The following is a 23882-nucleotide window of genomic DNA, read 5'->3' as shown; positions in this document are numbered from 1 at the left end:
CTTTAAGGAAAAGCATCATGACCATAAACACCATCATTGGCTCTCGTCCTTTCCAGGCGGCTGCCGCCGCGTGCGTACTGCTGGGTCTTTCAGTGCCCGCTCACGCTGAAGTGGTGAATGCGCGCTTCACTGGCAAGATCCAGGCCGCGTCATGCTCCATCGTGAATCCGGTCATCAATGTGCCCTTGGGTACGCACAACACCAGCGAATTCGCGGCGCCGATTGGTTCTGTCGTGTCCGACGTTCCATTCACGCTGGGCATCCGTTGTCCCACTACCGCTGTCCAGGTGCTGGTCACGCCTTCGTCGACAAACATCGTGGATGCAAGCAACGGTGTTATCGGCGTCGCGGGTGGCGCGACCGGCGTGGGTATCCAGCTGCTCAACAAACAGAAGATGCCGGTGAAGCTGGGGGTTGTCGATGATCAGGGCAAAGGCCATGCCTTGACCTGGGATATGCAGTATTACGCCCGCTATTACCGAACCGAAGCGAACATCGGCACGGGTGACGCCAACGGTTCGGCCACGTTCACCGTGACGTACCGATAGGCCCAGTGACTGTGCGCCGTCCGTTCGCAATGACAAGCCCGAAACCTGTCGCCTGGTTGCCCTTATGCGTGAGCGCTGTGGTCGTGTGTAGCGTGAGTTTCCCAGTGCCGGGGTGGGCCGCTCCCTTCCATTGCGGGACCCAAACCGTGGGAGTGTCGGTGACCCGGCAGACGCGAACGGCGGTCACTTTCTTGCTCTCGCAGCCAAGTTCGACGGACGGTGCGCAGTCGTGGGTCACGCTCTACACGGCAGACAACCGCATGCTGCGTTCGGCCAATGGCGCGGCTGTGCAGTGCCAGGTTCGCGGGGGCGGTTCCTGCTCTGCGGTTTACCGCCCTGACAGCGCGATGCGTGGTCAGGTCTGGGCGGGCGCTTCGGCGCCGGTCAGTACCGATTATCCGGCCTCGCATTCGTGGTGCAGCGGGCCGGTGAATATCGACATCGACCCCACGCCGGCCGGGTGCCATGCGACGGCAGGGGCGGACAGAACAATTTCGATCGGGCAGTTCACGGTTGACCACTTTCGCAGCGTAGGCGCCACAACGCCTGCCAAGGTTTTCAACCTGGGACTTTCCTGCGTCGCCGGCACCCATGTCGGCGTGACGGTGAGCAGTGACAGGGTGGTGGACGCCAGTCGCGGGCTGTTGGGGGTATCGGGTGGCGCCGCAGGGGTGGCGATCCAACTGCTTGATGGGGCCGGCAACGCGGTGCCGTTGGGCACGATGATCGACCGCGGCAGCCACGGGCCCGGGTGGGACCTCGTCTACAGCGCGAGGTACTACCAAGTGTCGTCCCGTGTCACGCCGGGCGATGCGAACGGCATGGTCACGATCACGCTCCAATACCGCTAGTGCATCTAAATTTTTATTAATAAAAATTAAATTCATATATGAAATAAATAGTGGGCCCTTTTGAGATGAATGACTAGGTAATTACCCGTTGATTTAGGGATAAATGCCCGAAATTTGGGCTTTCCCTATGGTGTTTTTTTATGAAAATTGATTTCATTGGAAAAACAAAGCGCGGCCTGATCGCGCGCCACAACGGAGACAACATGAAAATCAAGCGTTCCATCGAACGGATTCCCGGCGGCATGATGCTCGTGCCGCTGCTGCTCGGGTCCGCGCTGCACACCTTCTGGCCCGACACCGGCAAGTATTTCGGCTCGTTCACCAACGGCCTGATCACCGGCGTCGTGCCTATCCTTGCCGTCTGGCTGTTCTGCCTGGGCGCATCCATCAACCTGCGCGCCACCGGCACCGTGCTGCGCAAGTCAGGCGCGCTGATCGGCGCCAAGCTTGGCCTGGCGTGGGTGGTGGCTCTGCTGGCATCGCACTGGCTGCCGGAAGGCGGCATCGCCACCGGCTTTTTCGCGGGGCTGTCGGTGCTGGCGCTGGTGGCCGCGCTGGACATGACCAACGCGGGCCTGTTCGCGTCCTTGATGGAGGAATACGGCACGCGCGAAGAGGCCGGCGCATCCGTCTTGATCGGCATGGAATCCGGTCCGCTGATGACCATGATCATCCTGGGAACCACGGGCTTGGCCGCGTTCGAGCCGCATCACCTGGTCGGCGTCGTGATTCCGTTCCTGATCGGCTTTGCGCTCGGCAACCTGGACGAAGACCTGCGCGATTTCTTCAGCCGCGGGCCGCGCATGCTGATCCCGTTTTTCGCCTTTGCGCTGGGCAACACCATCAATCTGTCCGTCATCCTGGATACCGGCTTGCTGGGCATCGTGGTGGCGGTGGGCGTGATGCTGGCGTCGGGCGTGGCGCTGGTGATTTCCGACATCCTGATCGGCGGCGGCCGCGGCACGGCGGGTGTGGCCGCGTCCAGCACGGCAGGCGCCGCCGCGGCCACCCCCAGCCTGGTCGCCGCCGCCGCGCCGCAGTTCCAGCCGTGGGCGCCGGCAGCGACCGCCCTGGTCGCGGCATGCGTGGTCATCACCGCCTTGCTCGTGCCCATGCTGACCGCCTTCTGGGCCAAGCGCATCGCCCCGCGCGTGCGCCGGGGCAAGGCGCAAGCCGTGCCGGTGATGGGGGCCAGCGGCGTTTAGTGTGCCCGGGAAGGCGGGATGCTCGGGTTTCCCGCCTTCCGCTCGGGCACGCGGATATCGATCATCATCCAGAAGCCGGCTTTGTAGTCAGCGTGCATTGACCAGCAGTCTGGACTCGATGGGGCGGGGATGTGCGTCGCATCTTCAAAGAAATACGCTTGCACGGCTTCCTGAGCCGCTTGGGCCATTCGCCTGGGCACATAGCCCAGGCATCAGGCCTTCAAGTGCTCGTACAGAATAGTGGCCCCGATCCCGATCAGCGCCAGCCCACCCAGCACTTCTGCGCGCTTGCCGGCGACGTTGCCGACCAGACGGCCGATCATGACGCCCAGGGTCACCATCAACATGGTGGCCAGGCCGATGGCCAGCGCGGTGACGACGATGTTGTTGTCGATGAAGGCCAGGCTCACGCCCACCGCCATGGCGTCGATGCTGGTGGCAAAACCGGTGGCGGCCAGCAGCCAGAACGAATGGCGGCCGACGGGGGCGGCTTCTTCCTTGTCGGCGCCCAGGCCATTGCGGATCATCATCGCGCCCAGGATACAGAGCATGCCGAACGCAATCCAATGGTCCCAGTCCTGCACGAACTTCGCGGCCATGGAACCCAGGGCCCAGCCAATCACGGGTGTGATCGCTTCGATCACCCCGAAGATCAGGCCGGTGCGCAGGGCTTCGGACAAGCGGGGTTTATGCAGCGCAGCGCCTTTGCCGACCGCGGCGGCGAAGGCGTCGGTGGACATGGCGAAGGCCAGGACGATCGTGGAAAGGGCATTCATGCGAGAGAAGCTCCGACCGGGCGAAACGCATAGACTTTTTCCCTATCGCCCGGTCAGAAGCTACGGAAAAGTCCATGGTCTCGCCAAACCGTATCGGTTGTTTGCGCCATGGCCAGGGGGGCCAAGAATGTTGACGCAAACGCTTCCGGACGGGGCCGGAAGAGGCTACTCCCCAAAGAGGAACGCCAGTTTACCAAAAGGCGCGTGGCACGGGTGTGACACAGCCAGGCGCCCGGCTCAGGTCAGCCGCGCCCCATTGGGTACGTTCAGTTCGGGCGTCACCAGCACGGTGTGATCGGCGTCGTCGGCCAGCCCCAGCACCAGCACTTCGGAACGCACCGGGCCCACCTGGCGAGGCGGGAAGTTCACGATGCTCAGCACACGCTTGCCCGGCAGGTCTTCCAAGGCGTAGCGGCCGGTGATCTGCGCCGAGCTTTTCTTCACGCCGACGCCGGCGCCGAAATCGATCGTCAGCTTGTAGGCCGGCTTGCGCGCTTCGGGAAACGGATCGGCAGCGATGATGGTGCCCACGCGGATGTCGACCTTCATGAAGTCATCGAAGCTGACGGTCGGGGCGGGCGGCGTATTGGGGTCTTGGGTGTAGTGCATGGCAGGAATTCTAAGCGAGGTCGATGCCGCCGCGCGTCACCGGCGCGGCCAGCAGGTCCTGGACGCCGACCACGGCGATGCGCCCGTCTATCGTGCCGATCGCCAGGCGGTCGTCGCGAGCGTCCAGGGCGTAGATGACGGTGGCGGCGCCTGCCATGCGGATCTTGGTATCGAGCCGCACGCCACCTGTCAGCGCGTCGATCAGCATCAGCCGGCCATCCAGGAATGCCGCGATCACCAGGCCGGCTGCGGCCAGGATCATGGTGGGCGACGCATGGGTGGCGTGGCGCCATGCCAGCACGCCGCGCGCCAGGCTCTTGCGGTAGATGAAACCGCTGTATGTGTTGTCCACCGTGGGGCAATAGTGCTTGCCGGCGATGATGACGCCCGGGCCTTGCTCATCGTCGACATACGCGCCGCGGCATTCCATGGCGTGGCTGGCGTGCGTGCCGTCGGGTTGCAGCAGCGGCCACAGGCGTTCGATGCGGCCGTCCGGGTGAACGATGCACAGGTGCTTGCCTTCGTGCGAGCTGGGCGGCGTGCCCTGCACGGCGAACAGGTGGGGGGCGCCGTTGATGCCGACGTAGTGGTTGAAGCAGTCGTAATGGCCGACGTCCAGGCGTTGTTCCGTTGTCAGCGTGGCATCGAGCTGGACGTCATGGGCGCGCGGACGCGTCGGGCCCATGCGGTCCTGGCGTCCCAGCACGCGGCCGTCGCTGGCAATGGAAAACGTGTATTGGCCGGCGTAGTCGCGCAGCGCGACCAGGGCATCGCCCTGCAGCGCATACAGACGGGAATCGCGGCGAAACCGGTCGCCGGGATCGGGTGGGGCGATGGCATGCACGGTGATCGAGGCGGCGCGCAGGATTTCCGCGCCATGGCCGCCGCCTTCGTGGTGGGCGATGAGGCGGCCGTCAGCGGCGTAGAGATCCAGCAGGCAATCGTCGTGCGTGGCGACCAGCGTGTCGGCATCCCGCCACGCCAGGTCCCAGATCGCGCCGCGCAGACCCAGGTCGGGCAAGGCCAGCCAATCCGCCAGGCGACGGGCGGCATCGACGTCGGGCGTGACGGCGCCGCCGCTCGTGGCGGTGGCCGGATCCAGCGTCAGCGTTGCGGGCGACCGCAAGTGCCACGCGGCCTCCGAATCGTCCACCTGGATGGGGAACAACGTGTCCAGCACCTGGTTCCAGTCGCCGTCGGCATCGTATTCCTGGTCGCCCCATTCTTCGTCCCAGGGCCGCACCCACGCCACGACATGGCTGCCATCATCGCTGTAGCGGCAGCGCACCACTTCGGGAACGGCCGCGTACGGGCGGCGGCTTTTGCCGCTTTGCCAGTTCCAGAAGGCCAGATCGCCTTCGAACAGATAGCCGCCGTCGTAGCTGCCCGCGCCGATCACGACGACAGGCTCGGTGGGGTGAAACGCCACGTCGTTGACCGGCAGGCGCAGCGCGTCGTACACCGCGAAGGGCGTCGTCTCGCCAAGCCGGTACAGGCCCACGCGATAGCGCAACGCGGCGCCGCCATAGGCAGCCCGCGCGCGCGGATTGGCCAGCAAAGGAAACACCGAAGCCACCGCGGCGATATCGCCGGCGGGGTTGAAAAAGACGCCGGTGATCTTGCCTGCGCCGCGCAAGGCCGGGTTCATGAACGGGATCGGCGTCGCGTCCATGGCCGGGTTCAGGGCGAGCGCAGCAGCGGGGAATCGAACATCGCGGCGGGCGAGATGATCGGTTCATCCCAGGGGATGGCGTCGCCGTAGCGTTCCCGCATCTTGGCACGCACGGCGGGCGCGCTCAGGTCGAAGGTCTTGAGCGGCTGCAGTGCGCCGATTTCGACGCCGAGCGCACGCTGGTAGATTTTCCAGACGAGTTCCGAGCAATAGATCCTGTCGTCCGACCAACCGAACGCCGCGTCATAAGGCTTGCCCGTATACGTGGCGCCGATGGCGGCCAGGCGGTCGCGCCGTTGCGGCGTCAGTTGCGTGTCATCGCGCAGGCGCTTGACCACATAGGCGCCGCGTTCGCCCTGTGCGGCCCAGGCCGCCAGCGGCGTGTAGCGCACCGTAGCCGCGGCTTCCAGCACATAAGGGCGGCCTTGCCGAAGCACGATCATGCCCATGTGGCTGTAGGGCGAATGCGTGGCCTGCTGCACCGCCAGGCTTTGCGCGGAACGAGATTGCTGGAACACCAGGTCGCCCGTCTGGACGTCGGGGGCGGCAACGGCAGTCAGGGATGCGGCGCAGAGCGCGGCCGCGGCGGTACGGGCAAGCCAGTTGATGGCGAAGGAGCGCATGGGCATGTGGGCGGCGTTCAGCCGCGCATCATGGCTTGGCCGCGGCGCTGGCGGTTTTCTTGCTGCGCGGTTTGGCCGCGGGTGCTTTTTCAGCGACGGGCGCGTCGAACTCCTGCTTGTTGCGTTCGCCCCGCGGGGTGTTTTCCGGATGGGGCTTGGGAAAGGCCCAGGGCTTGGTCTTCTGATCCATTGCTAGTACTCCTTGCACAGGCGGAACAGTAGCATTTGCCGCGGCCGTGGGTAAGTGAGGGTTGACGTCAATATTCATCACATCGTGATATGAGGAAACGGGGATTCGCGGCGGCTGGCGGCGGGCCTTGAAAGGCGGCAGCAAGGTTGGCGCGGGCGCCGGCGGCAACGCCAACCGGCCAAACCGCCCCATGGCCGGCCATGCGGACCGGCTTTCTATGACCGCGGCGGCGGCGGCGGGTTCAATCGACGGCGGCGCGCAGGGTTTTTTGCGCGAGACCGCAGCAGGCCGCGAGGCCGCGGCGCGCAATTCTACCTTGGCTGCGAAAGGCGATGCGTCCGATATTGGCAATGACACGTCATGTCCTGCCGTGCTGCCGGATCCGTTCCCACCCGGTAGCCATCCGAAAACCCGAGCGTCTCATCCTTCCGCGTCACCGCTTGCATCAGCCGCACCCGCCTGGGCAGGACTACGATGGGGCCGTGCACATAGGGAGGAAACTATGGACACGACCAAAGAGTGGTACGCCGCCGTCAAGGAATGGCAGCGCGCGCGGGACGAGCTCACCGCCGCCGTCGCCGCGATCAAGTGGCCCAATCCCACGCCGGGATGCCTGGACACCTACGACCGCGCCTACGAACAGGAAACGTCTGCGCGCGAGCGCATGAACCAGGCCTACGAGCGCGTCCGACGATAAGCCCCGCGCGCAGTTGCTACACTGCCGCGCATGACGCAACCCTCATCCCCCCTGACGATCCGGCCGGCGCGCGCAGCCGACGCGGCCGCCCTCGAGGACGTGCTGACGCGTACCTATGAAGGCACCTGGCAGCCGCAGATGACGCCGGAAAAATACCGGCATTTCCTGGACTCGGGCAAGATCCCGCAATACGTCGCCGAGCGCGGCGCGCAGTTCCACGTCTGTGAGGTCGACGGCCGCGTGGCGGGCATGGTCGACTGGGAAAAGAACTTCATCTGGGCGCTGCACGTGCATCCGGACCTGCAACGGCGCGGCGTGGGCGCGGCGCTGCTGGCGCTGGCCGAAGACGGCATGCGCGCGGCCGGCTTCGCCGACGCCCGCCTGGAAACCGACACGTTCAACACCCAGAGCCGCGCGTTCTACCGCAAGCACGGCTACGCCGAAATCGACACCTATCCCGACGAAGAATGGGACAGCGGCTTCACCACGGTGCTGCTGGTGAAGGCATTGGCCGATATTGTGGCCCCATGAATTGGGGTTTATATGGCTCTGGCTATGGAGCCAGGCTGGCGCTATCGTGTGTTTTTCCCCGACACGACGCCTATTGCCGCCATGTACCTGCCGTCCGCTTTCCGTGAAGATTCGCTCGAGGTCCAGCACGATTTCATCCGCGCCCATCCGCTGGGCGTGATGATGACCAGCGGGGAGGGCGGGCTGATGGCCAACCACATCCCCTGTCTGCTCTATCCGGAAGGGCCGCACGGCGTGCTGCGCCTGCACATGGCGCGCGCCAATGCGCAATGGAAGGAATTGGCCGCGGGGGCGCAATGCCTGGTGGTGTTCCATGGCGCGCAGGCCTACATCACGCCGTCCTGGTACGCCACCAAGGCCGAGACGCACAAAGTCGTGCCCACCTGGAATTTCGTTGCCGTGCACGTCTGGGGCACGCCGGTGATCCACGACGATCCCGCCTGGGTGCGCGCGCAGATCGGTGCGTTGACGGACGCCCAGGAAAAAGCCCGGGTGCAGCCCTGGCGGGTCGAAGATGCGCCCGACGATTTCATCGCCGCGCAGATGCGCGCCATCGTCGGCGTCGAAATCGCCATCACGCGCATCGAAGGCAAATGGAAAGTCAGCCAGAACCGTACGCCCGCCGACCGCCAGGGCGTGGCCACGGGCCTGGCCGCCGAACAGGGTGACGCCGTCATGGCAGGCCTGGTGGCGCGCCGCGGCGGCCTGGACTGAACCGCCGCCCGCGGCCGGGCTGGGGCTCGTTGAATCTGGCTCCGCCCGCGCCGGCTGCGTGATGCCATGGCGGTCAGGCCATGGCGGGCACGGGCCGCCGCGCCGATGCCCCGCAGCCCCACGCCAGGCAGGCGATCGCCGCGGCCTGCACGCAGGCCGCCAAGGCCAGGAACCAGAACATCGACGTGCCTGCGTCCTGCGAAGCCGACCGCAGCACACCGAACGCGGCCGGCGCGAAGGCATAGGCGCCTTGCGATAACGCCACGATCAGCGGCACCACCCGCAACGCATCTTCGCGCGCGAATTCCGTCTGGGCGATCAGCGGCGGCAGCGACGTCGCGTTGCCGATCCCCGCGCCGAACAGCATCACGCCCACCCATACCGCCCACATATGGTCGGCGGCCAGCATCAGCACCAGCGATCCCGCAATCTGCACGCCAAACGACACGCAAGCCACCTTACGGCGATCTGCGGTGGGCGGCATCAGCCAGCCGACCAGGCTGCGCCCGGCGATGGCGCTGGCGGTGGCCAGCCCCATCGCGATGCCTGCGGTCTGCGCGCCCAGCAGCGGCGCCAACAGCGACAGCAAGTGCGCGATCAGGCCGATCTGCGCGAACAGCCCCAGCGCCATGCCGGCGCCCAGCGTCAGGAAGGCGCGGTCGCGCCACAGCCGGGGTACGCGGGCCAGCGTGTTGACCGCCGCTTGCGCGGGCGCGTCCGCCGCGGCGCCGTCAGGCAATTGTCCGAGTTGCTGCGGCGTGATGGAAAACACCTTGCGGGCCAGCACCGCGATCACCAGCACCATCGCCACGCCGACCCATAGCGCCGCCTGCGCAAAGCCGTAACCCGCGATCAGGAATACCCACAGCGGTGAAAACACAATGCCGCCCACGCTGGCGCCGTTGTAGGCCATGCCCAGCGCGGCAGGGCGGCGCCGCACGAACCACGGCGCGATGAGGGCATTGACTGCCGCCGCGCCCAAGGTCACCCAGCCCATGCCCGACAGCAGGGCGGCTGCGTACAGCTGCCACGGCGCGTCCGCCCGCGCCCAGCCGGACACGCCCAGCGCCAGCGACACGGCGCCCGTCAGCGTCACCGTCGGCAGGCCCCAGCGCCGGTACAGCCGCGGCAGGTTGGCCACCACCACGGTGCCGCACAGAAAATGCAGCGTCACGGCGGCCGACACCAGCGCCACGCTCCAGCCGGTGCGCTGCACCACGGCATGCAGGAAGACAGGCGGTCCGTAAAAGCCCACACCCCAGCCGAAGATGGCCAGCGCGAAGGTGGCATACAGGACGTTCCAACCGAAAAAACGCGGGGCGTTGCGCATGATGGGGGCCGGCGGCGCCGGCTGTCTTGTTGAGATGACTCGCAGTATGCTTGTCCCTGTACACAACACTTTGGTCTGGGCCGAATGATGGAATCCAAGTTCGCCGACATCAATCTCTCGGCCGTTGCCGGCGCTATCGCCGATCCTGCCCGCGCGCGCATGCTGTGCGTGCTGCTGGACGGCCGCGCACGCACCGCCACCGAACTGGCCGCCGCCGCCGACATCGGCGCGTCCACCGCCAGCAGCCATTTCCAGCGGCTGCGCGAACAGGGATTGGTCGACCTGGCGGTGCAGGGCAAGCATCGCTATTACCGCCTGGCCAATGCAGAAGTGGGCCAGGCGCTTGAAGCGTTGCTGGTCGTGGCGGGCGCCGAACGCACGCCCTTCAAGCCCAACACGCCGTCGGCGCTGCGCGATGCGCGCACGTGCTACGACCACATGGCGGGCACGTTGGCCGTGCGCATCCACGATGCGATGCTGGCGCGCCAATGGCTGGCGGCCGACGGCCGCGACTACGCGCTGACGCCATTGGGCGAGGCCTCGCTGGCGCAGGTGGGTGTCGACGTAGCCCAGGCGCGCCAGCGCCGCCGCCGCTTTGCGTGCGCCTGCCTGGACTGGAGCGAGCGCCGCTCGCACCTGGGCGGCGCGCTCGGTGCGGCGCTGCTCGATGCGCTGCTGCAACGCGGCTGGGTCGACAAGGACCTGGACTCGCGCGCCCTGTCGGTCACGCGCAAGGGCGCGCGCCAGTTCCCCGCGTTCTTCGGCATGCCGGACCCTGCGTCCGGGGACATGGCCGACTGGGCGCGTCCGGGCAATCCGGCGGCAGCCTAGGACACTTCAACACCTTGCCGCCCGCGTCGGCGGGCGGCACAAACACGGGTTTTTTCATCGGGCATTTGCCCTGTACAGGAGGTGGCCTTGCTTACGCTGGCCCTGCACGCTTTTCCTCGCGCCTTGCCTGTCGCGACGGAACTGCGCATCGACGTCAACCATGCCCCGCAAGAGGTGGACAAGGAACTCGATGCCATCTACGACCGTATGAATCGTCCTTCGGATCGCTTGCACGGATTGCAGGAGGTCCGTACCGACATCCCTGGCCTTGTGCTTCGCCATCGCGAAGCCGATGGCGAGTACTACGTGTACGTGGTGGACGTGCGGCGCGGCCGGCTGGCGGGCTATACGGTGTTCAACCGCTTGATCGAAGTGGGGCGGCGCGCCGACCCCTATGTGCGCGCCCCGCACTCGAAGTACGCCGCGCCCTACCAGGGCATGGGGTTGGCCACCGCCGTCTATCGCTGGGGCCTGGATGCGGGCCTGTGCATCATGAGCGGCGCGCGCCAGTCGCCTGCCGCGCACCGCCTGTGGCTGGGCCTGGCCCGGGACTATGAGCTGGGCTACGCCGACCTGCGGCGCAAGCGCCTGGCCTATTTGGGCCGAACGGTGGCGCCCACGGTACTGGCCGATCTGCATACCCGCATGTTCCTGCTGGGGCGGGGCTGGACCTTGCCCGATTATCTGGCTGCGACGGGCATGAACGCCGTTTGATTGCCTCGCGACAGTCCCCGAAATCGGTCCGAAATCGCCCGGAAACGCGGTGAATAGTGCGCTTTCGCAACAGCTTTAGGGAAATCCCCGGGACGGATCAGCCCGGCGGCCATCGGCCGCCGGCTTCATCTGGCTGTCAGCCGCGCCCTGCTTGCAGATCGGCGCCGCGGGTCGGTCTCGGGGCCCGAGCCACAGAAACGGGGACGCAACTTCTGCAATGCAACAATGTTTCCAGTAGATGCCCGGGTTACAAAACATATCCGAACTGTCATGAACAGCCGGGGTATGCTGGCTCGCAGAAAGAGGGCATCCGAAGTGCATCAGAACAATTTGATCTACAAGGGATACCGGCTGACGGCCAAAGTGTCCCGGGGCGCTGGCGCTGAGGTTCAAGCGTTGCCCAGCGGCCCTGTCTTCATCGCATCGGTCATGGTGGTCCAGGCGGGCGCGGTCCGCGAAGGCGGCGACGAATACCCCGTGCCACGGTTCGCCGAAGGCGGTTTTGTCTTCAGTCCGCGCGAAGCGGTGCATGCCGCCATCCTGCACGGCCGCGAGATCGTCGACGGCCTGACCAACATGCCAGCCTGAGCATTGCCAACCTGAGCGTCAGGCTGAAAATTCGGGTCTGCATCGCCGCCGGGCCGCTTGGCGCCGGCAGCGGTCTTGCGTCGTCCGCCTAGTCGGCGAACACGGCCTGCCAGTCGCGCGTCTTGGCCAGGGTCTGCACGGTGGCCGACTGTTCCAGGATGGTCACGGCCTTCTTGAATTCCTCGGCCGACGCGCCGTCTTCCAGAATCACCATGCGCGAGTTGCGCGCATCCGCCATTTTCACGTCCGACATCTTGCCGTGGGTCTGGTAGACCTGCGTCCAGTCCATTTTCTTGCCGGCCTTCAGCGCGATCGGTTCGATGTAGGTCAACGCCGTGCTGCCGGCAGCGCGCACCGCGAAAGCGAAGTCGGCGGTGTGACCGCTGCTGCCCTTGGCGCGCGCGCCCTTGACCATCCGGTTCACGCCCACCCCCGCCGCCAAGGCGCGGCCGACCTGTGCGCGAAAACGCAGCTGGCTGAAGCGGGGCATCCACTTGGCGCACTGGAACGACAGGGCCATGGCCAATTTCACCGCATCCCACAACGCTTCCTGCAACTGCTCGTTGGGGCCCGAGGCCACGATGGCGCCCGACTTGTCGAAATGCGCCAGGCTCACGCCTGGCGTCTCGTTCAGGATGTCGATGCGCTTGGCGGCCAGCTCGATGCCGTAGCTGGATGCGTGCATCGCGGTCTCACAGGCATCGGTGAGATAGAACGTGGCATCGTCCGGATGCGCGATGAAGAACGCGGCGTGCTGGCCGTCCAGGCCGAGCGTCATCGGCGAGATGGCACGGATGGCATGCTCGCCCGCCGGCAGGACGGTCCAGCCGGAGGCTTCCAGGAAATTGCTCATAGGATCAGTTCGATTTGTCGGCCTTTGAGGGGATGCGCGAATCCGCCGGTCAGGGTCAGGTTGGCCCGGGGCAGGAAATACTGCATCAACTCGCCGATCGTGTGCAGGGCGGGAACGATGGGCTCGGCATAGCCTTCGCCCTCGTTCACCCAGATATGTTCATGGCTGCGGTCCGCCAGCGGCTTGCGGTAGTGCGGCCGGCCTTCGCCCACCAGGCTGGTGTGGAACGAGTCGTCCGTGTCCACGCCGAACACGCGGTGCGGACCCACGAAGAGGCTGGCACAGAATGCTTCGGTCAGGAAGATGGTGGCCTGGCCGTGCACCACCGTGCGGGCGCCGCGGTAGGTGGCGCGAAAGATCACGTCGTCGCGCACTTCGCCCTTGATGCGGCAGGGGCTGGCGAATTCCATCCATTGGATGCTGCCGCCGCCCGGCTTGGGCACCCAGGTGATCTGCTTGATGGTTTCCTTGGGCTCGGCAAGGATCTCTTGCACCTCATCAACGGTGATTAGCGGTTCGAACTTGTTGGCCATGGAAACGGATCTAGTGTCTGGAAATGCGTCGCGCGGTTCGCGTCGCCGCGTGGCAGTGGCGGGCGCGCGGCAGCGCGAGGGGGGGCGGATTTTTCCCGGTCAGGCTGTCTGCAGTCGATAAAGCGTCCGGCCCAATGGGAAAAGCCCCCTTTCGGGAGCTGGTCCGCGCAGCGGGAACTGCGCGGGGCGTAATCTTACAAGATGAAGACGGTGCCGGTCTTGCGGCTGTATGGATATACAGGCAAAAAACGGCGCCTTGGCTGGGCAACGTCAGCCTGCGGCGCCGGGCCTGGCGCGGTCGGGCCGCCGGCTATCGGGATTGGCGGCCCCGCGTCCGGCTACAGCGAACTGGCGGCGAAGGTGTCGCATTGCTTCAGGCTGCCGCTGTCCAGGCCGCGCTTGAACCAACGCACCCGCTGGGCCGACGAGCCGTGCGTGAAGGCGTCCGGCACCACATAGCCCTGGCTCTGCTTTTGCAGCCGGTCGTCGCCGATGGCGGTGGCCGCGGCCAGCGCTTCTTCGACATCGCCGCCTTCCAGGATGTTGCGCGCCGCATTGGCGCGCTGCGCCCACAGCCCCGCAAAGCAATCGGCCTGCAGCTCCAGCCGGACCGACAGGGCGTTGGCCTGCGACGGATTGCGGCGGCGCAGGTTGTCGACCTGGTCCGAGATACCCAGCAGATGCTGCACGTGATGGCCGACCTCGTGGGCAATCACGTAGGCCTGCGCGAAGTCGCCGGGCGCTTTGAAGCGGTTCTGCAATTCGTCGAAGAACGCCAGGTCGATATACACCTTGCTGTCGGCCGGGCAGTAGAACGGGCCCATCGCCGCCTGCCCCGTGCCGCAGGCCGTGGGCGTGGCGCCGCGAAACAGCACCAGCTTGGGTGCCACGTACTGGCGGTTCAGATCTTTCTGAAAAATGGCGCTCCAGGTGTCTTCGGTTTCGCCCAGCACCTTGGACACGAACCGGGCTTGCGGGTCGTTGGCGGGCGGCTTGGTGGCGGGCGCCTGCTGCTGCGTCGGCGGGCCTTCGGCCATCTGCAGCACCACGCTGGGGTCGACGCCGAAATACATGGCCACCAGCGCCAGCACGATGGTGCCGATGCCGATGGTGCCGCGTCCGCCGATGCGCGGGCCGCTGGCGCGGCGGTCTTCCACATTGTCGCTTTCGCGGGAATCATCAAGGCGCATACTGTGTCTCCGGGCGGGCCGGCTGGGCCGCCATGTGTTGCTTCGCCGCCGTTGGCAGGGCGGCCTTCAAGAGTGTTAGGATAATCCCATGGCCCTTCATTTAGATATCCACCCCGCGAATCCCCAACCGCGCCTGCTCAAGCAGGCCGCCCAATGGCTGAACGACGGGGGCCTGGTGGCGGTGCCCACCGACTCCAGCTATGCGGTGGTCGCGCGCCTGGACGACAAGAACGCCGCCGACGGCCTGCGCCGCCTGCGTGGCCTGGACGAACGCCATCACCTCACGCTGCTGTGCCGCGACCTGGCTGAAATCGGCCATTTCGCCCGCGTCGACAACCGCCAGTACCGCCTGCTCAAGGTCGCCACGCCCGGCCCCTGGACCTTCATCCTCGAAGCCACCAAGGAAGTGCCGCGCCGCGTGTCGCATCCGTCGCGCAAGACCATCGGCATCCGCGTGCCCGATCACGCGGTCATGCTGGGGCTGCTCGAACAGGTGGGGGCGCCGCTCCTTTCCACCACGCTCATCCCCAAGGACGAGACCGAAGCGCTGAACGACGCCGAAGCCATCCGCGAACGCTACGATCATCAACTGGCCGCCATCATCGATGCCGGCGCCTGCCCGCATTCGCCCACCACCGTCATCGACCTCACCAGCGAAGAGCCGGTCGTGGTGCGCGTGGGCCGCGGCGATCCGGCCACGCTGGGCCTGGCCTGAATCCGCCCGTCATGCTCCACCGCCGGGCGCACAGGCGTCCGGCGCGCACGCTGCGATGTGCCCCATGCGGTGCATATCGTCATGCGGCTCCTCTACAATCCGGTTCGCCATGAACGACTTCATCCAAACCATCGCGGTCTACGCGATACCGGTCATCTTTGCCATCACGCTGCATGAGGCCGCCCACGGCTATGTCGCGCGCATGCTGGGCGACCCCACCGCCTATCAGGCCGGCCGCGTCAGCCTGAACCCGGCGCGCCACATCGATCCCATCGGCACGTTGCTGGTGCCGGCCGTGATCCTGCTGATGTCCAAGCTCATGGGCGGTTCGGCCATGCTGTTCGGCTGGGCCAAGCCCGTGCCGGTGGATTTCGGCCGCCTGCGCCGGCCCAAGAAAGACATGCTGTGGGTGGCGCTGGCCGGCCCGGCCGCCAACCTGCTCATGGCCATCCTGTGGGTGTTTTCGCTGCGCCTGTTCCTGGAATCGGGCATGCAGGAAACCTTCTGGTACGAAATGGCCATGGCCGGCGTCCAGGTCAACCTGGTGCTGATGGCGCTGAACCTGCTGCCCATCCCGCCGCTCGATGGGGGACGCATCGTTTTCAGCCTGCTGCCCAACCGGCTGGCCTGGCAATACTCGAAAATCGAGCCGTATGGCCTGGTCATCGTGATCGTCCTGCTGGTCACCGATGTGCTCTGGATATTGATGCGTCCGATCCTGGCGTTAGGAACGACAATCGTTCAGTGGTTTCTGTAGGAATTCGGCCAATATCCGTTAAACTCAGCGGTTTCATTGATTCTGGCCCTGAGGCATCCCGCCATGGGGCGTTGGAGCCCTTCATTTATGGCATCCCCTGCAACCGCCGCAGGCGTTAATTTCCAGGGCAGCATGGTGGCCCTCGTCACCCCGATGCAGCCCGACGGCAGCCTTGACTACGCTGCCTACCGGTCGTTGATCGACTGGCATATCCAGGAAGGTACCGACGCGCTCGTGGTGGTGGGCACCACCGGGGAGTCGCCGACGGTTTCCATGGAAGAACACGCGGAACTCATCCGCGTGGCGGTTGAACATGCCGCGGGCCGCATCCCGGTCATCGCCGGCGTGGGCGCCAACTCCACCGACGAAGCCATCCACCTGACCCGTCACGCCAAGGCGGTGGGCGCGCAGGCCGGCCTGTCCGTGGTTCCGTACTACAACAAGCCCTCGCAAGAAGGCCTGTACCGCCACTTCCGCACCATCGCGGAAGCGGTGGACCTGCCCACCATCCTGTACAACGTGCCGGGCCGCACCGTTGCCGACATGAGCAACGAAACGGTTCTGCGCCTGGCTCAGGTGCCGGGCATCATCGGCATCAAGGACGCCACCGGGGACATCGCCCGCGGCGGCCTGCTGCTGCGCGAAGCGCCTGCCAGCTTCCAGGTCTTCAGCGGCGATGACCCCACCGCCGCCGCCCTGATCCTGCTGGGCGCTCGCGGCAATATCTCCGTTACCGCCAACGTCGCGCCCAAGCTCATGCGCGATCTGTGCGCGGCCGCGCTCGCGGGCAATGTGCCCAAGGTGCGTGAACTAAATGCGCATTTGGCTCGTCTGAACAAGGCTTTGTTCGTTGAAGCCAATCCTATCCCCGTCAAGTGGGCGTTGGCCGAAATGGGCCGCACCGCACTGGGCTACCGGCTTCCGCTGGTTGAACTGGGGGCGCAGCACCATGAATCGGTGCGTCGTGTGCTCCAGGAAACGGGTCTGCTCTAAATATCGTGAGGATACGTATGAACAAGCGTCATGCCGGTCTGTCGGCATTGATGTCTCTGGTGTTGTTGGCCGGCTGCAGCGAGGTCAACCAATTCCTGGGCAATGAAGAATCCGTCAACTACAAGAGCGCCGTCACTCAGCGTGGAGAGCCTTTGAGCATTCCGCCTGACCTGACCCAGGCCGCCAGCGATCCGCGCTACCGCGCGCCCGCTTCCGGCTCGACGACGTACTCGCAGTTCCAGCAACAGGGCCAGGCGCAAGCCACCAGCCCCAAGGCCAGCAACGTGCTGCCCGGCCGCCAGGACATGCGTGTCGAGCGCGACGGCGACCTGCGTTGGCTGGTCGTCGACCGTGCCCCCGAAGATGTCTTCCCGCGTCTGGTCGACTTCTGGACCGAAAATGGTTTCACCGTGGCCAGCAACAACCCTGGCGCCGGCCTGATCGAAACCGACTGGGCGGAAAACCGCGCCAAGATCCCGGAAAGCTGGCTGCGCCAAGCGTTGGGCGCGGTGCTGGAATCGGCCTGGGATAGCGGCGAGCGCGAGAAATTCCGCACCCGCGTCGAACGCGTCAACGGCCACACCGAAGTCTACGTCAGCCACCGCCAGATGCTCGAAAAGCGCGTTGGCGGCGACGGCTCGCAAGTGCAGTGGCAGAACGGCAAGGAAGACCCGGGCCTGAACGCCGCCATGCTGGCGCGCATGATGGTCTACCTGGGCTCTGACGTCGACAACGCCCGCAAGCTGGTGCAGCAGGCTGAAGCCGCGCCGCAAAAGCCGGCGGTGCAACAGGACGTCCGCTCCCAGGGCGCGCTGCTGATCGTCAACGAATCGTTCGACCGCGCATGGCGTCGTGTCGGCGTCGCGCTGGACGGCGGCGGCTTCGCCGTGGACGATCGCGACCGTTCGGCCGGCGACTACTTCGTGCGCTACTTCGACACCGACACGGGCGAGAAGATCGACCAGCCGGGCTTCTTCAGCCGCATGTTCTCAGGCGACAAGAAGGCCGAAGCGCCGCAGTACCGCATCCATCTGACCGCCAGCGGCGACCAGACCAACGTGACGGTGCTCGATGCCAAGGGCGAACGCGACAGCAGCGCCACTGCCCAGCGTCTCTTGAGCGTGCTGAAAGACAAGATGTGATGCCGACCGCGGGCGCTGAGCTAGCGCCCGCCCGGTTCAAAGGCCCCTGCGTGGGCCTTGAATCTCGGACTCAGTCTTGCAAGATCCACCCCGATGGGGTGGATTTTTTTTGGCCTGCGTGGCGGCTCAACGTTCTATGGACGGCTCGGCATCGGCCGAGGGCGTCCGATAGACGGCGCGGCCCGTCTCGCGCAGCGCTTCCAACACCCGTTCCGTGGCGGGCGTGGCCAGCCGGTCGGTCGGCGTGATGATGCCGAAGTCGTCCATGTGGCAGGGCAGATCCAGCGGCAGGGTCTCGAGCATGCCATAGCGGGCATAGTGCTGGGCAACGTCCAGCGTCAGCACAGCCACCATGTCGGACTGCACCAGCATGCGCGTCAGGAACAGGGGCGCGGCGGTTTCCACCACCTTGTCCGGCGGCGGCAGGCTGGCGCGGCGGAACATCAATTCGAATCGATGGCGCAGCACGCTGCCCGCAGGCGGGATCAGCCACGTCCACGCGGCGGCCTGCTCCAGCGTCAGGCCGGCTGCGCCGGCCAGGGGATGACCCACACGCACGGCCGCACAGACCGGTTCTTCGGCCAGCGGCTCGTAACGCAGCTGCGTCTTGTCGTGTTCGGGCGATAGTCGGCCGACCACGATGTCCAGCCTCTCGTGCGCCAGGCGTTCCAGCAGGACATTGCTGCTGTCGATTTCCACCGATATCCGCAGGCCCGGGCTGCGCTGCATGGCCAGCGCGACGGCGGCCGGCAGCAGGCGCACGCCGGGCGAGGTGATGGCGCCGATGGCGACGCTGCCCATCTGTCCGGTTTTCAGGGCCTGCACTTCGGTGTGGGCCTGTTCCAGGCTGCCGATCGCCGCACGGGCATGGCGGATCATTGCCTGGCCGTAAAGCGTGGGTTCGATGCCGCGCGCCAGGCGCAGGAATAACGGTGCGTCGAGCAGGTCTTCCAGTTCGCGCAGCAATTTGGATGCCGCCGGCTGCGTCATCGCCAGGCGGTCGGCCGCGCGATGGATGCTGCCTTCGTCGGCCAGTGCCACCAACAGCAGCAATTGGCGTGTTTTCAGTCGGGTGTGGCTGGCTCGGATGGCGGCGTTATGCATGCGGGATAGGGGTTAGCACTGATGCCTGAATCGATATGGCTTCCGGCCAAGACTTCATTAGAAGAGTAGCAGCAATCTTCCTACACTGGCCCGCAGACATAACGACAACGCTTGGAGACATGCATGGCGGACCTCACCGCATCCCATCCCGATCCCGCGGCCGATGACGCCCAAGCCGAAGAAGCCGCGCCAAACGCGACCCCGAGGTTGCGTTCGACGGCCTGGTTCGGCACGGCGGACAAGAATGGCTTCATGTACCGCAGCTGGATGAAGAACCAGGGCATTCCCAATCACGAGTTCGATGGCCGCCCGATCATCGGCATCTGTAATACCTGGTCCGAACTGACGCCCTGCAACGCCCACTTTCGCAAGCTGGCCGAACACGTCAAGCGCGGCGTCTACGAGGCAGGCGGCTTTCCGGTGGAATTTCCGGTGTTCTCGAACGGCGAATCCAACCTTCGCCCGACCGCGATGCTGACGCGCAACCTGGCTGCGATGGACGTGGAAGAGGCCATCCGCGGCAATCCCATCGATGCGGTCGTGCTGCTGGCAGGGTGCGACAAGACCACTCCCGCTTTGCTGATGGGCGCGGCCAGTTGCGATGTGCCGGCCATTCTGGTGTCAGGCGGGCCGATGCTCAACGGCAAGCTGGACGGCAAGGATATCGGGTCGGGCACGGCGGTCTGGCAGTTGCACGAGTCGCTCAAGGCCGGCGATATCGACCTGCACCAGTTCCTGTCGGCCGAAGCCGGCATGTCGCGTTCGGCCGGCACTTGCAACACAATGGGTACGGCCTCGACCATGGCCTGCATGGCCGAGGCGCTGGGCGTATCGCTGCCGCACAACGCGGCGATACCGGCGGTGGATGCGCGTCGCTATGTGTTGGCCCATATGTCCGGCATTCGCATTGTCGAGATGGCCAGGCAGGGGCTGTCGCTCTCCAAGGTGCTGACCCGCGAGGCCTTCGAGAACGCCATCCGCACCAACGCGGCGATAGGTGGGTCGACCAACGCCGTCATTCACCTGAAGGCCATCGCCGGCCGCATCGGCGTGCCGTTGGAGCTTGAAGATTGGACCGCCGTCGGCCGCGATACGCCGACGATCGTCGACCTGATGCCCTCGGGGCGCTTCCTGATGGAAGAGTTCTTTTACGCCGGCGGTCTGCCCGCCGTGCTGCGCCGCCTGGGCGAGGCCGGGCGCCTGCCGCATCCCCAGGCGTTGACGGTAAACGGCAAGTCGCTGTGGGACAACGTCAAGGATGCGCCGCATTACAACGATGAGGTGATACGCCCGCTGGACAAGCCGCTGCTGCCCGACGGCAGCATTCGCATCCTGCGCGGCAACCTGGCGCCGCGCGGCGCGGTGCTCAAGCCCTCGGCGGCAACGCCGCGCCTGCTGCGGCACCGGGGGCGCGCGGTGGTCTTCGAAAACCTCGAACACTACAAGGCGCGCATCGTCGACGAGTCGCTGGACGTGGACGAAGACTCGGTGCTGGTGCTCAAGCATTGCGGCCCCCGTGGCTATCCGGGCATGGCCGAGGTGGGCAACATGGGGCTGCCGCCCAAGCTGCTGCGGCGTGGCGTCAAGGACATGGTGCGTATCTCGGATGCCCGCATGAGCGGCACCGCATACGGCACTGTCGTGCTGCACGTGGCGCCCGAGGCCGCTGCCGGCGGCCCGCTGGCGATCGTGCGGGACGGCGACTGGATCGAACTCGATTGCGAAACCGGCCGTCTGCATCTGGATATCGGCGACGCCGAATACGCGCGCCGCATGGCCGGCATCAGGCCGCAACAAGCGCCTGCCGAAGGCGGCTATCGCAAGCTGTATGTCGACCACGTGCTGCAAGCGGATGAAGGCTGCGACCTGGACTTCCTGGTCGGCTGCCGGGGCCACGCCGTGCCGCGCCACTCGCATTAGGGCCTGTGCGAAGCGCCTTTTGGCGCTGACAGGCCCGGGATCACCCACGGGGGCGACACGACCCCCGATCTTTCCCAAAACCATGGAGACAGACTCATGACTGAAGTCAGAAGCCCCGTGCGCGCAAGCACGGGATCCCCGCCCGACCGGAACGCCAATCCGCTTGATGAAGCGCGCATCATCCGCATGCTGACGCGCCGCCTGATTCCCTTCCTGGCATTGATTTACGTGGTGGCCTACATCGACCGGTCGGTCGTGGGGTTTGCCAAGCTGCACATGAATGCGGCCGTCGGCATCAGCGACGCCGCCTATGGCTTGGGCGCAGGGCTGTTCTTTGTCGGGTACTTCCTGTTCGAGGTGCCCAGCAACCTGGCGCTGGAGCGCTTCGGTGCACGCCGCTGGTTCGCGCGCATCCTGTTCACCTGGGGCGTGATCACGATGGCCATGGCCCTGACGGCCGGCGCGACCAGCTTCTACCTACTGCGCTTCCTGCTGGGCGCGGCCGAAGCGGGGCTGTATCCCGGCATCTTGTACTTTCTGACCAAGTGGTTTCCGATGCGGCATCGCGCGCGCATCATCGGCCTGCTGGTGCTGGCCCAGCCGGTGGCCCTGATCGTGACCGGGCCGATCGCGGGCCTGGTGCTGTCCACGCAAGGTTGGGGCGGCATGAGCAACTGGCAACTGCTGTTCGTGCTCAGCGGCTTGCCGGCCGTGCTGCTCTGCCTGCCCACGTTGCGGCTGCTGCCGGATTCGCCCGCGGGCGCCGCCTGGCTACCGGCGTCGGACCGGGCCTGGATCGAACGCGAATTGGCCGCGGACAAGGCCGCCTATGGGCTCAAGCCGCATGGCAATCCGCTGAAAGCGCTCAAGGACAAACGCGTGTTGCTGCTGGCCCTGCTGTTCCTGCCGTTTCCGCTGAGCATCTACGGCCTGTCATTGTGGTTGCCGACGATCATCAAGCAGTTCGGCGTCAGTGACGCAGCGACCGGCTTCCTGTCCGCCGTGCCGTACCTGTTCGCGGTGGTCGGCCTGTGCCTGGTGCCGCGCCACTCGGACCGCAAGGGCGAACGCTACTGGCACATTGCGATCGTGTCGGCGGTGGCCGCCGCGACGATGGCGTTGAGCGCGTGGGTGCAGTCGCCGGCTTGGCAGTTCCTGTTCATCTGCCTGACCGCGTTTTCGATCTACTCGATCCAGGCCGTCGTCTGGGCGTTGCCTGGCGAGTTCCTGACCGGCGCCGGGGCGGCGGTGGGCATCGCGATGATCAACTCGCTGGCCAACCTGGGCGGCTATCTGGGCCCCTACGGCGTCGGCATGATCAAGGATGCTACCGGCAGCCTGTCGGCCGGGCTGTATTTCCTGGCGGCCATGCTGTTGCTGGCCGTGGTCATGACCTTCGTGGTGCGCGCCGCCTTGCGCCCGGCGGCATCGCCGTCGGCCATCCCTTCCAACCATCCTGTCGATATCACCCCATGATCCCTAACCTTACCCGGCGCGTCCCGCGCTACCAGGGCATTTTCCCGGTCGTGCCCACGACCTTCACCGAGACTGGCGAACTGGATCTGCACAGCCAGAAGCGGGCGGTCGATTTCATGATCGATGCCGGTGTGGACGGCCTGTGCATTCTTGCCAACTTTTCCGAGCAGTTTTCGCTGGCCGACGATGAACGCGATCGCATCACCCGGACGGTGCTTGAGCACGTGGCAGGCCGGGTGCCGGTCATTGTGACGACCTCGCACTACAGCACCGCTATCTGCGCGCGCCGCAGCATCGAGGCCCAGGCCATGGGGGCGGCGATGGTGATGGTCATGCCGCCGTACCATGGTGCGACCTTCCGGGTGCCGGAAACGCAGATTGTGTCTTTCTACGCGCATCTGTCGGATGCCATCGATATTCCCATCATGATTCAGGACGCGCCCGCCAGCGGAACCGTGCTGAGCGCGGAATTGCTCGCCAGGATGGCCCGAGAAATCGAACAGGTTTCGTACTTCAAGATCGAAACGCCGGGGGCCGCGAACAAGCTGCGCGATCTGATCCGTCTGGGCGGCGATGCCGTGGAAGGGCCGTGGGATGGCGAGGAGGCCATTACGTTGCTGGCTGACCTGGCCGCCGGCGCGACCGGTTCGATGACGGGCGGAGGTTTTCCCGACGGAATTCGGCCGATCATCGAGGCGCATCAAGAGGGCAATGCGGACCTGGCTTTCGAGCGGTATCAACGCTGGTTGCCGTTGATCAACCACGAGAATCGCCAGGCAGGCTTGCTGGCCGCCAAGGCCCTGATGAAGGAGGGGGGCGTGATCGCGTGCGAGGCGCCGCGGCATCCCTTCCCCCCACTGCGGCCGCAGACACGCGCCGAGCTGATCGACATCGCGAGGCGATTGGACGCGGCGGTGTTGCGCTGGGGCACCTGGCGCTAACAGGCACCGTGCTTGGCAGGTCGGGCTTGAACGGTCGCCCAAACAAAAGCCCCGGCATCGCTGCCGGGGCTTTGTCGTACCTAGAGCGGGGGTTCTTCTCTAATTACGATGCGGGCGTGGTCGAGCCGCCCGGGCTGTTCGAACCGCCGCCAGGCGTGGTGCCGGGCGTGGGGGCCGGAGCCGGCGAGGTGGCCGGCGGGGTGGTGGAAGGCGCGGGGGTGCTCGCGCCCGGAGTGGGGTTGTTCGCGGGCGCCGGGGCATCTTCCTTCTTGTTGCAGGCGCTGAGCGACACCGCCAGCACCGACGCAATAATCAAGGTTTTGCTCATCATTTTTGGACTCCTGTAGATGACGACTCTTGAAACCCCGTCAGGGGAAAC

At 65.9% G+C, this 23882-nt stretch carries 27 protein-coding genes and 1 riboswitch; of the genes, 16 read left to right on the top strand and 11 right to left on the bottom strand.

The window, feature by feature from the left end; genetic code table 11:
• The first annotated feature begins 17 nt into the window (after nucleotides 1-17).
• The 3 genes from U858_RS0115495 (at nucleotide 18) to kdgT (ending at nucleotide 2604) form a co-directional block, all read left to right on the top strand.
• Complete coding sequence (locus U858_RS0115495) at nucleotides 18-548, top strand: fimbrial protein (RefSeq protein WP_025138060.1); 531 nt, start codon at nucleotides 18-20, stop codon at nucleotides 546-548.
• A gap of 260 nt (nucleotides 549-808) precedes the next feature.
• Nucleotides 809-1399, top strand: a complete 591-nt coding sequence (locus U858_RS0115490) for a fimbrial protein (RefSeq protein WP_157838809.1) — start codon at nucleotides 809-811, stop codon at nucleotides 1397-1399.
• Between the two features lie 203 nt (nucleotides 1400-1602).
• Entirely contained in the window at nucleotides 1603-2604 is a 1002-nt protein-coding gene (kdgT, locus tag U858_RS0115485) for a 2-keto-3-deoxygluconate transporter (RefSeq protein WP_025138058.1), read from the top strand.
• 212 nt (nucleotides 2605-2816) lie between these two features.
• Here kdgT and mntP read toward each other — a convergent pair whose 3' ends face one another.
• The 5 genes from mntP to U858_RS35925 all read right to left on the bottom strand — a co-directional run bounded on the left by mntP (nucleotide 2817) and on the right by U858_RS35925 (nucleotide 6474).
• Nucleotides 2817-3380 (bottom strand): manganese efflux pump MntP, encoded by a 564-nt coding sequence (mntP, locus tag U858_RS0115475; protein WP_025138056.1) that lies wholly within the window; start codon nucleotides 3378-3380, stop codon nucleotides 2817-2819.
• A 13-nt stretch (nucleotides 3381-3393) separates the two neighbouring features.
• Nucleotides 3394-3566: riboswitch (yybP-ykoY riboswitch) on the bottom strand.
• A gap of 51 nt (nucleotides 3567-3617) precedes the next feature.
• Entirely contained in the window at nucleotides 3618-3989 is a 372-nt protein-coding gene (locus tag U858_RS0115470; protein ID WP_025138055.1) for a tRNA-binding protein, read from the bottom strand.
• A gap of 10 nt (nucleotides 3990-3999) precedes the next feature.
• Nucleotides 4000-5661, bottom strand: coding sequence for a hypothetical protein (locus U858_RS0115465; RefSeq protein WP_025138054.1), 1662 nt, complete (start codon nucleotides 5659-5661; stop codon nucleotides 4000-4002).
• Between the two features lie 8 nt (nucleotides 5662-5669).
• Complete coding sequence (locus tag U858_RS0115460) at nucleotides 5670-6290, bottom strand: YiiX family permuted papain-like enzyme (protein WP_232786543.1); 621 nt, start codon at nucleotides 6288-6290, stop codon at nucleotides 5670-5672.
• A 22-nt stretch (nucleotides 6291-6312) separates the two neighbouring features.
• The gene (locus U858_RS35925; protein WP_198529727.1) at nucleotides 6313-6474 is read right to left on the bottom strand and encodes a hypothetical protein; all 162 of its coding nucleotides are present in this window, start codon (nucleotides 6472-6474) and stop codon (nucleotides 6313-6315) included.
• Between the two features lie 502 nt (nucleotides 6475-6976).
• Between U858_RS35925 and U858_RS0115450 the strand changes: the two genes are divergently transcribed.
• From U858_RS0115450 to U858_RS0115440, 3 genes are all read left to right on the top strand, one after another.
• Entirely contained in the window at nucleotides 6977-7171 is a 195-nt protein-coding gene (locus U858_RS0115450; RefSeq protein WP_025138053.1) for a hypothetical protein, read from the top strand.
• Between the two features lie 30 nt (nucleotides 7172-7201).
• The gene (locus U858_RS0115445; RefSeq protein ID WP_025138052.1) at nucleotides 7202-7702 is read left to right on the top strand and encodes an N-acetyltransferase; all 501 of its coding nucleotides are present in this window, start codon (nucleotides 7202-7204) and stop codon (nucleotides 7700-7702) included.
• 81 nt (nucleotides 7703-7783) lie between these two features.
• Nucleotides 7784-8416 (top strand): FMN-binding negative transcriptional regulator, encoded by a 633-nt coding sequence (locus U858_RS0115440; RefSeq protein ID WP_025138051.1) that lies wholly within the window; start codon nucleotides 7784-7786, stop codon nucleotides 8414-8416.
• A 73-nt stretch (nucleotides 8417-8489) separates the two neighbouring features.
• On the opposite strand, the gene U858_RS0115435 is transcribed toward U858_RS0115440, so the two are convergent.
• Nucleotides 8490-9746, bottom strand: coding sequence for an MFS transporter (locus tag U858_RS0115435; protein ID WP_025138050.1), 1257 nt, complete (start codon nucleotides 9744-9746; stop codon nucleotides 8490-8492).
• A gap of 87 nt (nucleotides 9747-9833) precedes the next feature.
• On the opposite strand from U858_RS0115435, the gene U858_RS0115430 reads away from it, so the two are divergent.
• The 3 genes from U858_RS0115430 to U858_RS0115420 all read left to right on the top strand — a co-directional run bounded on the left by U858_RS0115430 (nucleotide 9834) and on the right by U858_RS0115420 (nucleotide 11879).
• Nucleotides 9834-10577, top strand: coding sequence for a helix-turn-helix transcriptional regulator (locus U858_RS0115430; RefSeq protein WP_025138049.1), 744 nt, complete (start codon nucleotides 9834-9836; stop codon nucleotides 10575-10577).
• 87 nt (nucleotides 10578-10664) lie between these two features.
• Nucleotides 10665-11291: a hypothetical protein gene (locus U858_RS0115425; protein ID WP_029953918.1), complete on the top strand. Its 627-nt coding sequence runs from the start codon at nucleotides 10665-10667 to the stop codon at nucleotides 11289-11291.
• Between the two features lie 315 nt (nucleotides 11292-11606).
• Nucleotides 11607-11879 (top strand): hypothetical protein, encoded by a 273-nt coding sequence (locus tag U858_RS0115420; RefSeq protein ID WP_025138046.1) that lies wholly within the window; start codon nucleotides 11607-11609, stop codon nucleotides 11877-11879.
• 88 nt (nucleotides 11880-11967) lie between these two features.
• On the opposite strand, the gene U858_RS0115415 is transcribed toward U858_RS0115420, so the two are convergent.
• The 3 genes from U858_RS0115415 to U858_RS0115405 all read right to left on the bottom strand — a co-directional run bounded on the left by U858_RS0115415 (nucleotide 11968) and on the right by U858_RS0115405 (nucleotide 14455).
• Nucleotides 11968-12732: a DUF1828 domain-containing protein gene (locus U858_RS0115415; protein WP_025138045.1), complete on the bottom strand. Its 765-nt coding sequence runs from the start codon at nucleotides 12730-12732 to the stop codon at nucleotides 11968-11970.
• The gene (locus U858_RS0115410) at nucleotides 12729-13265 is read right to left on the bottom strand and encodes a hypothetical protein (protein ID WP_025138044.1); all 537 of its coding nucleotides are present in this window, start codon (nucleotides 13263-13265) and stop codon (nucleotides 12729-12731) included. Before U858_RS0115410 ends, U858_RS0115415 begins: the two co-directional genes overlap by 4 nt.
• Before the next feature lie 338 nt (nucleotides 13266-13603).
• The gene (locus U858_RS0115405) at nucleotides 13604-14455 is read right to left on the bottom strand and encodes a neutral zinc metallopeptidase (RefSeq protein ID WP_025138043.1); all 852 of its coding nucleotides are present in this window, start codon (nucleotides 14453-14455) and stop codon (nucleotides 13604-13606) included.
• A gap of 88 nt (nucleotides 14456-14543) precedes the next feature.
• Between U858_RS0115405 and U858_RS0115395 the strand changes: the two genes are divergently transcribed.
• From U858_RS0115395 to bamC, 4 genes are all read left to right on the top strand, one after another.
• Nucleotides 14544-15170, top strand: a complete 627-nt coding sequence (locus tag U858_RS0115395) for an L-threonylcarbamoyladenylate synthase (protein ID WP_025138042.1) — start codon at nucleotides 14544-14546, stop codon at nucleotides 15168-15170.
• Nucleotides 15171-15279: 109 nt separating this feature from the next.
• Nucleotides 15280-15927, top strand: coding sequence for a site-2 protease family protein (locus U858_RS0115390; protein ID WP_025138041.1), 648 nt, complete (start codon nucleotides 15280-15282; stop codon nucleotides 15925-15927).
• Nucleotides 15928-16014: 87 nt separating this feature from the next.
• Nucleotides 16015-16920: a 4-hydroxy-tetrahydrodipicolinate synthase gene (dapA, locus tag U858_RS0115385; protein WP_025138040.1), complete on the top strand. Its 906-nt coding sequence runs from the start codon at nucleotides 16015-16017 to the stop codon at nucleotides 16918-16920.
• 17 nt (nucleotides 16921-16937) lie between these two features.
• Nucleotides 16938-18062: an outer membrane protein assembly factor BamC gene (gene bamC, locus U858_RS0115380; protein WP_029953916.1), complete on the top strand. Its 1125-nt coding sequence runs from the start codon at nucleotides 16938-16940 to the stop codon at nucleotides 18060-18062.
• Nucleotides 18063-18188: 126 nt separating this feature from the next.
• Here bamC and U858_RS0115375 read toward each other — a convergent pair whose 3' ends face one another.
• A complete protein-coding gene (locus U858_RS0115375; protein WP_025138038.1) occupies nucleotides 18189-19166 on the bottom strand; it encodes a LysR substrate-binding domain-containing protein in 978 nt (325 codons plus the stop codon).
• 123 nt (nucleotides 19167-19289) lie between these two features.
• Between U858_RS0115375 and U858_RS0115370 the strand changes: the two genes are divergently transcribed.
• The 3 genes from U858_RS0115370 to U858_RS0115360 all read left to right on the top strand — a co-directional run bounded on the left by U858_RS0115370 (nucleotide 19290) and on the right by U858_RS0115360 (nucleotide 23503).
• The gene (locus U858_RS0115370) at nucleotides 19290-21086 is read left to right on the top strand and encodes an IlvD/Edd family dehydratase (protein WP_025138037.1); all 1797 of its coding nucleotides are present in this window, start codon (nucleotides 19290-19292) and stop codon (nucleotides 21084-21086) included.
• A gap of 96 nt (nucleotides 21087-21182) precedes the next feature.
• Entirely contained in the window at nucleotides 21183-22562 is a 1380-nt protein-coding gene (locus tag U858_RS0115365; RefSeq protein WP_025138036.1) for an MFS transporter, read from the top strand.
• A complete protein-coding gene (locus U858_RS0115360) occupies nucleotides 22559-23503 on the top strand; it encodes a dihydrodipicolinate synthase family protein (RefSeq protein ID WP_029953912.1) in 945 nt (314 codons plus the stop codon). The genes U858_RS0115365 and U858_RS0115360 overlap by 4 nt, the downstream gene beginning before the upstream one ends.
• A gap of 103 nt (nucleotides 23504-23606) precedes the next feature.
• Here U858_RS0115360 and U858_RS34820 read toward each other — a convergent pair whose 3' ends face one another.
• Nucleotides 23607-23834: a hypothetical protein gene (locus tag U858_RS34820; protein WP_042885027.1), complete on the bottom strand. Its 228-nt coding sequence runs from the start codon at nucleotides 23832-23834 to the stop codon at nucleotides 23607-23609.
• Nucleotides 23835-23882: the final 48 nt, after the last annotated feature.

The organism is Achromobacter sp. DH1f, from assembly GCF_000633435.1.
GTDB lineage: Bacteria > Pseudomonadota > Gammaproteobacteria > Burkholderiales > Burkholderiaceae_B > Achromobacter > Achromobacter deleyi.
This window is presented reverse-complemented; position numbering and strand designations above follow the sequence as displayed.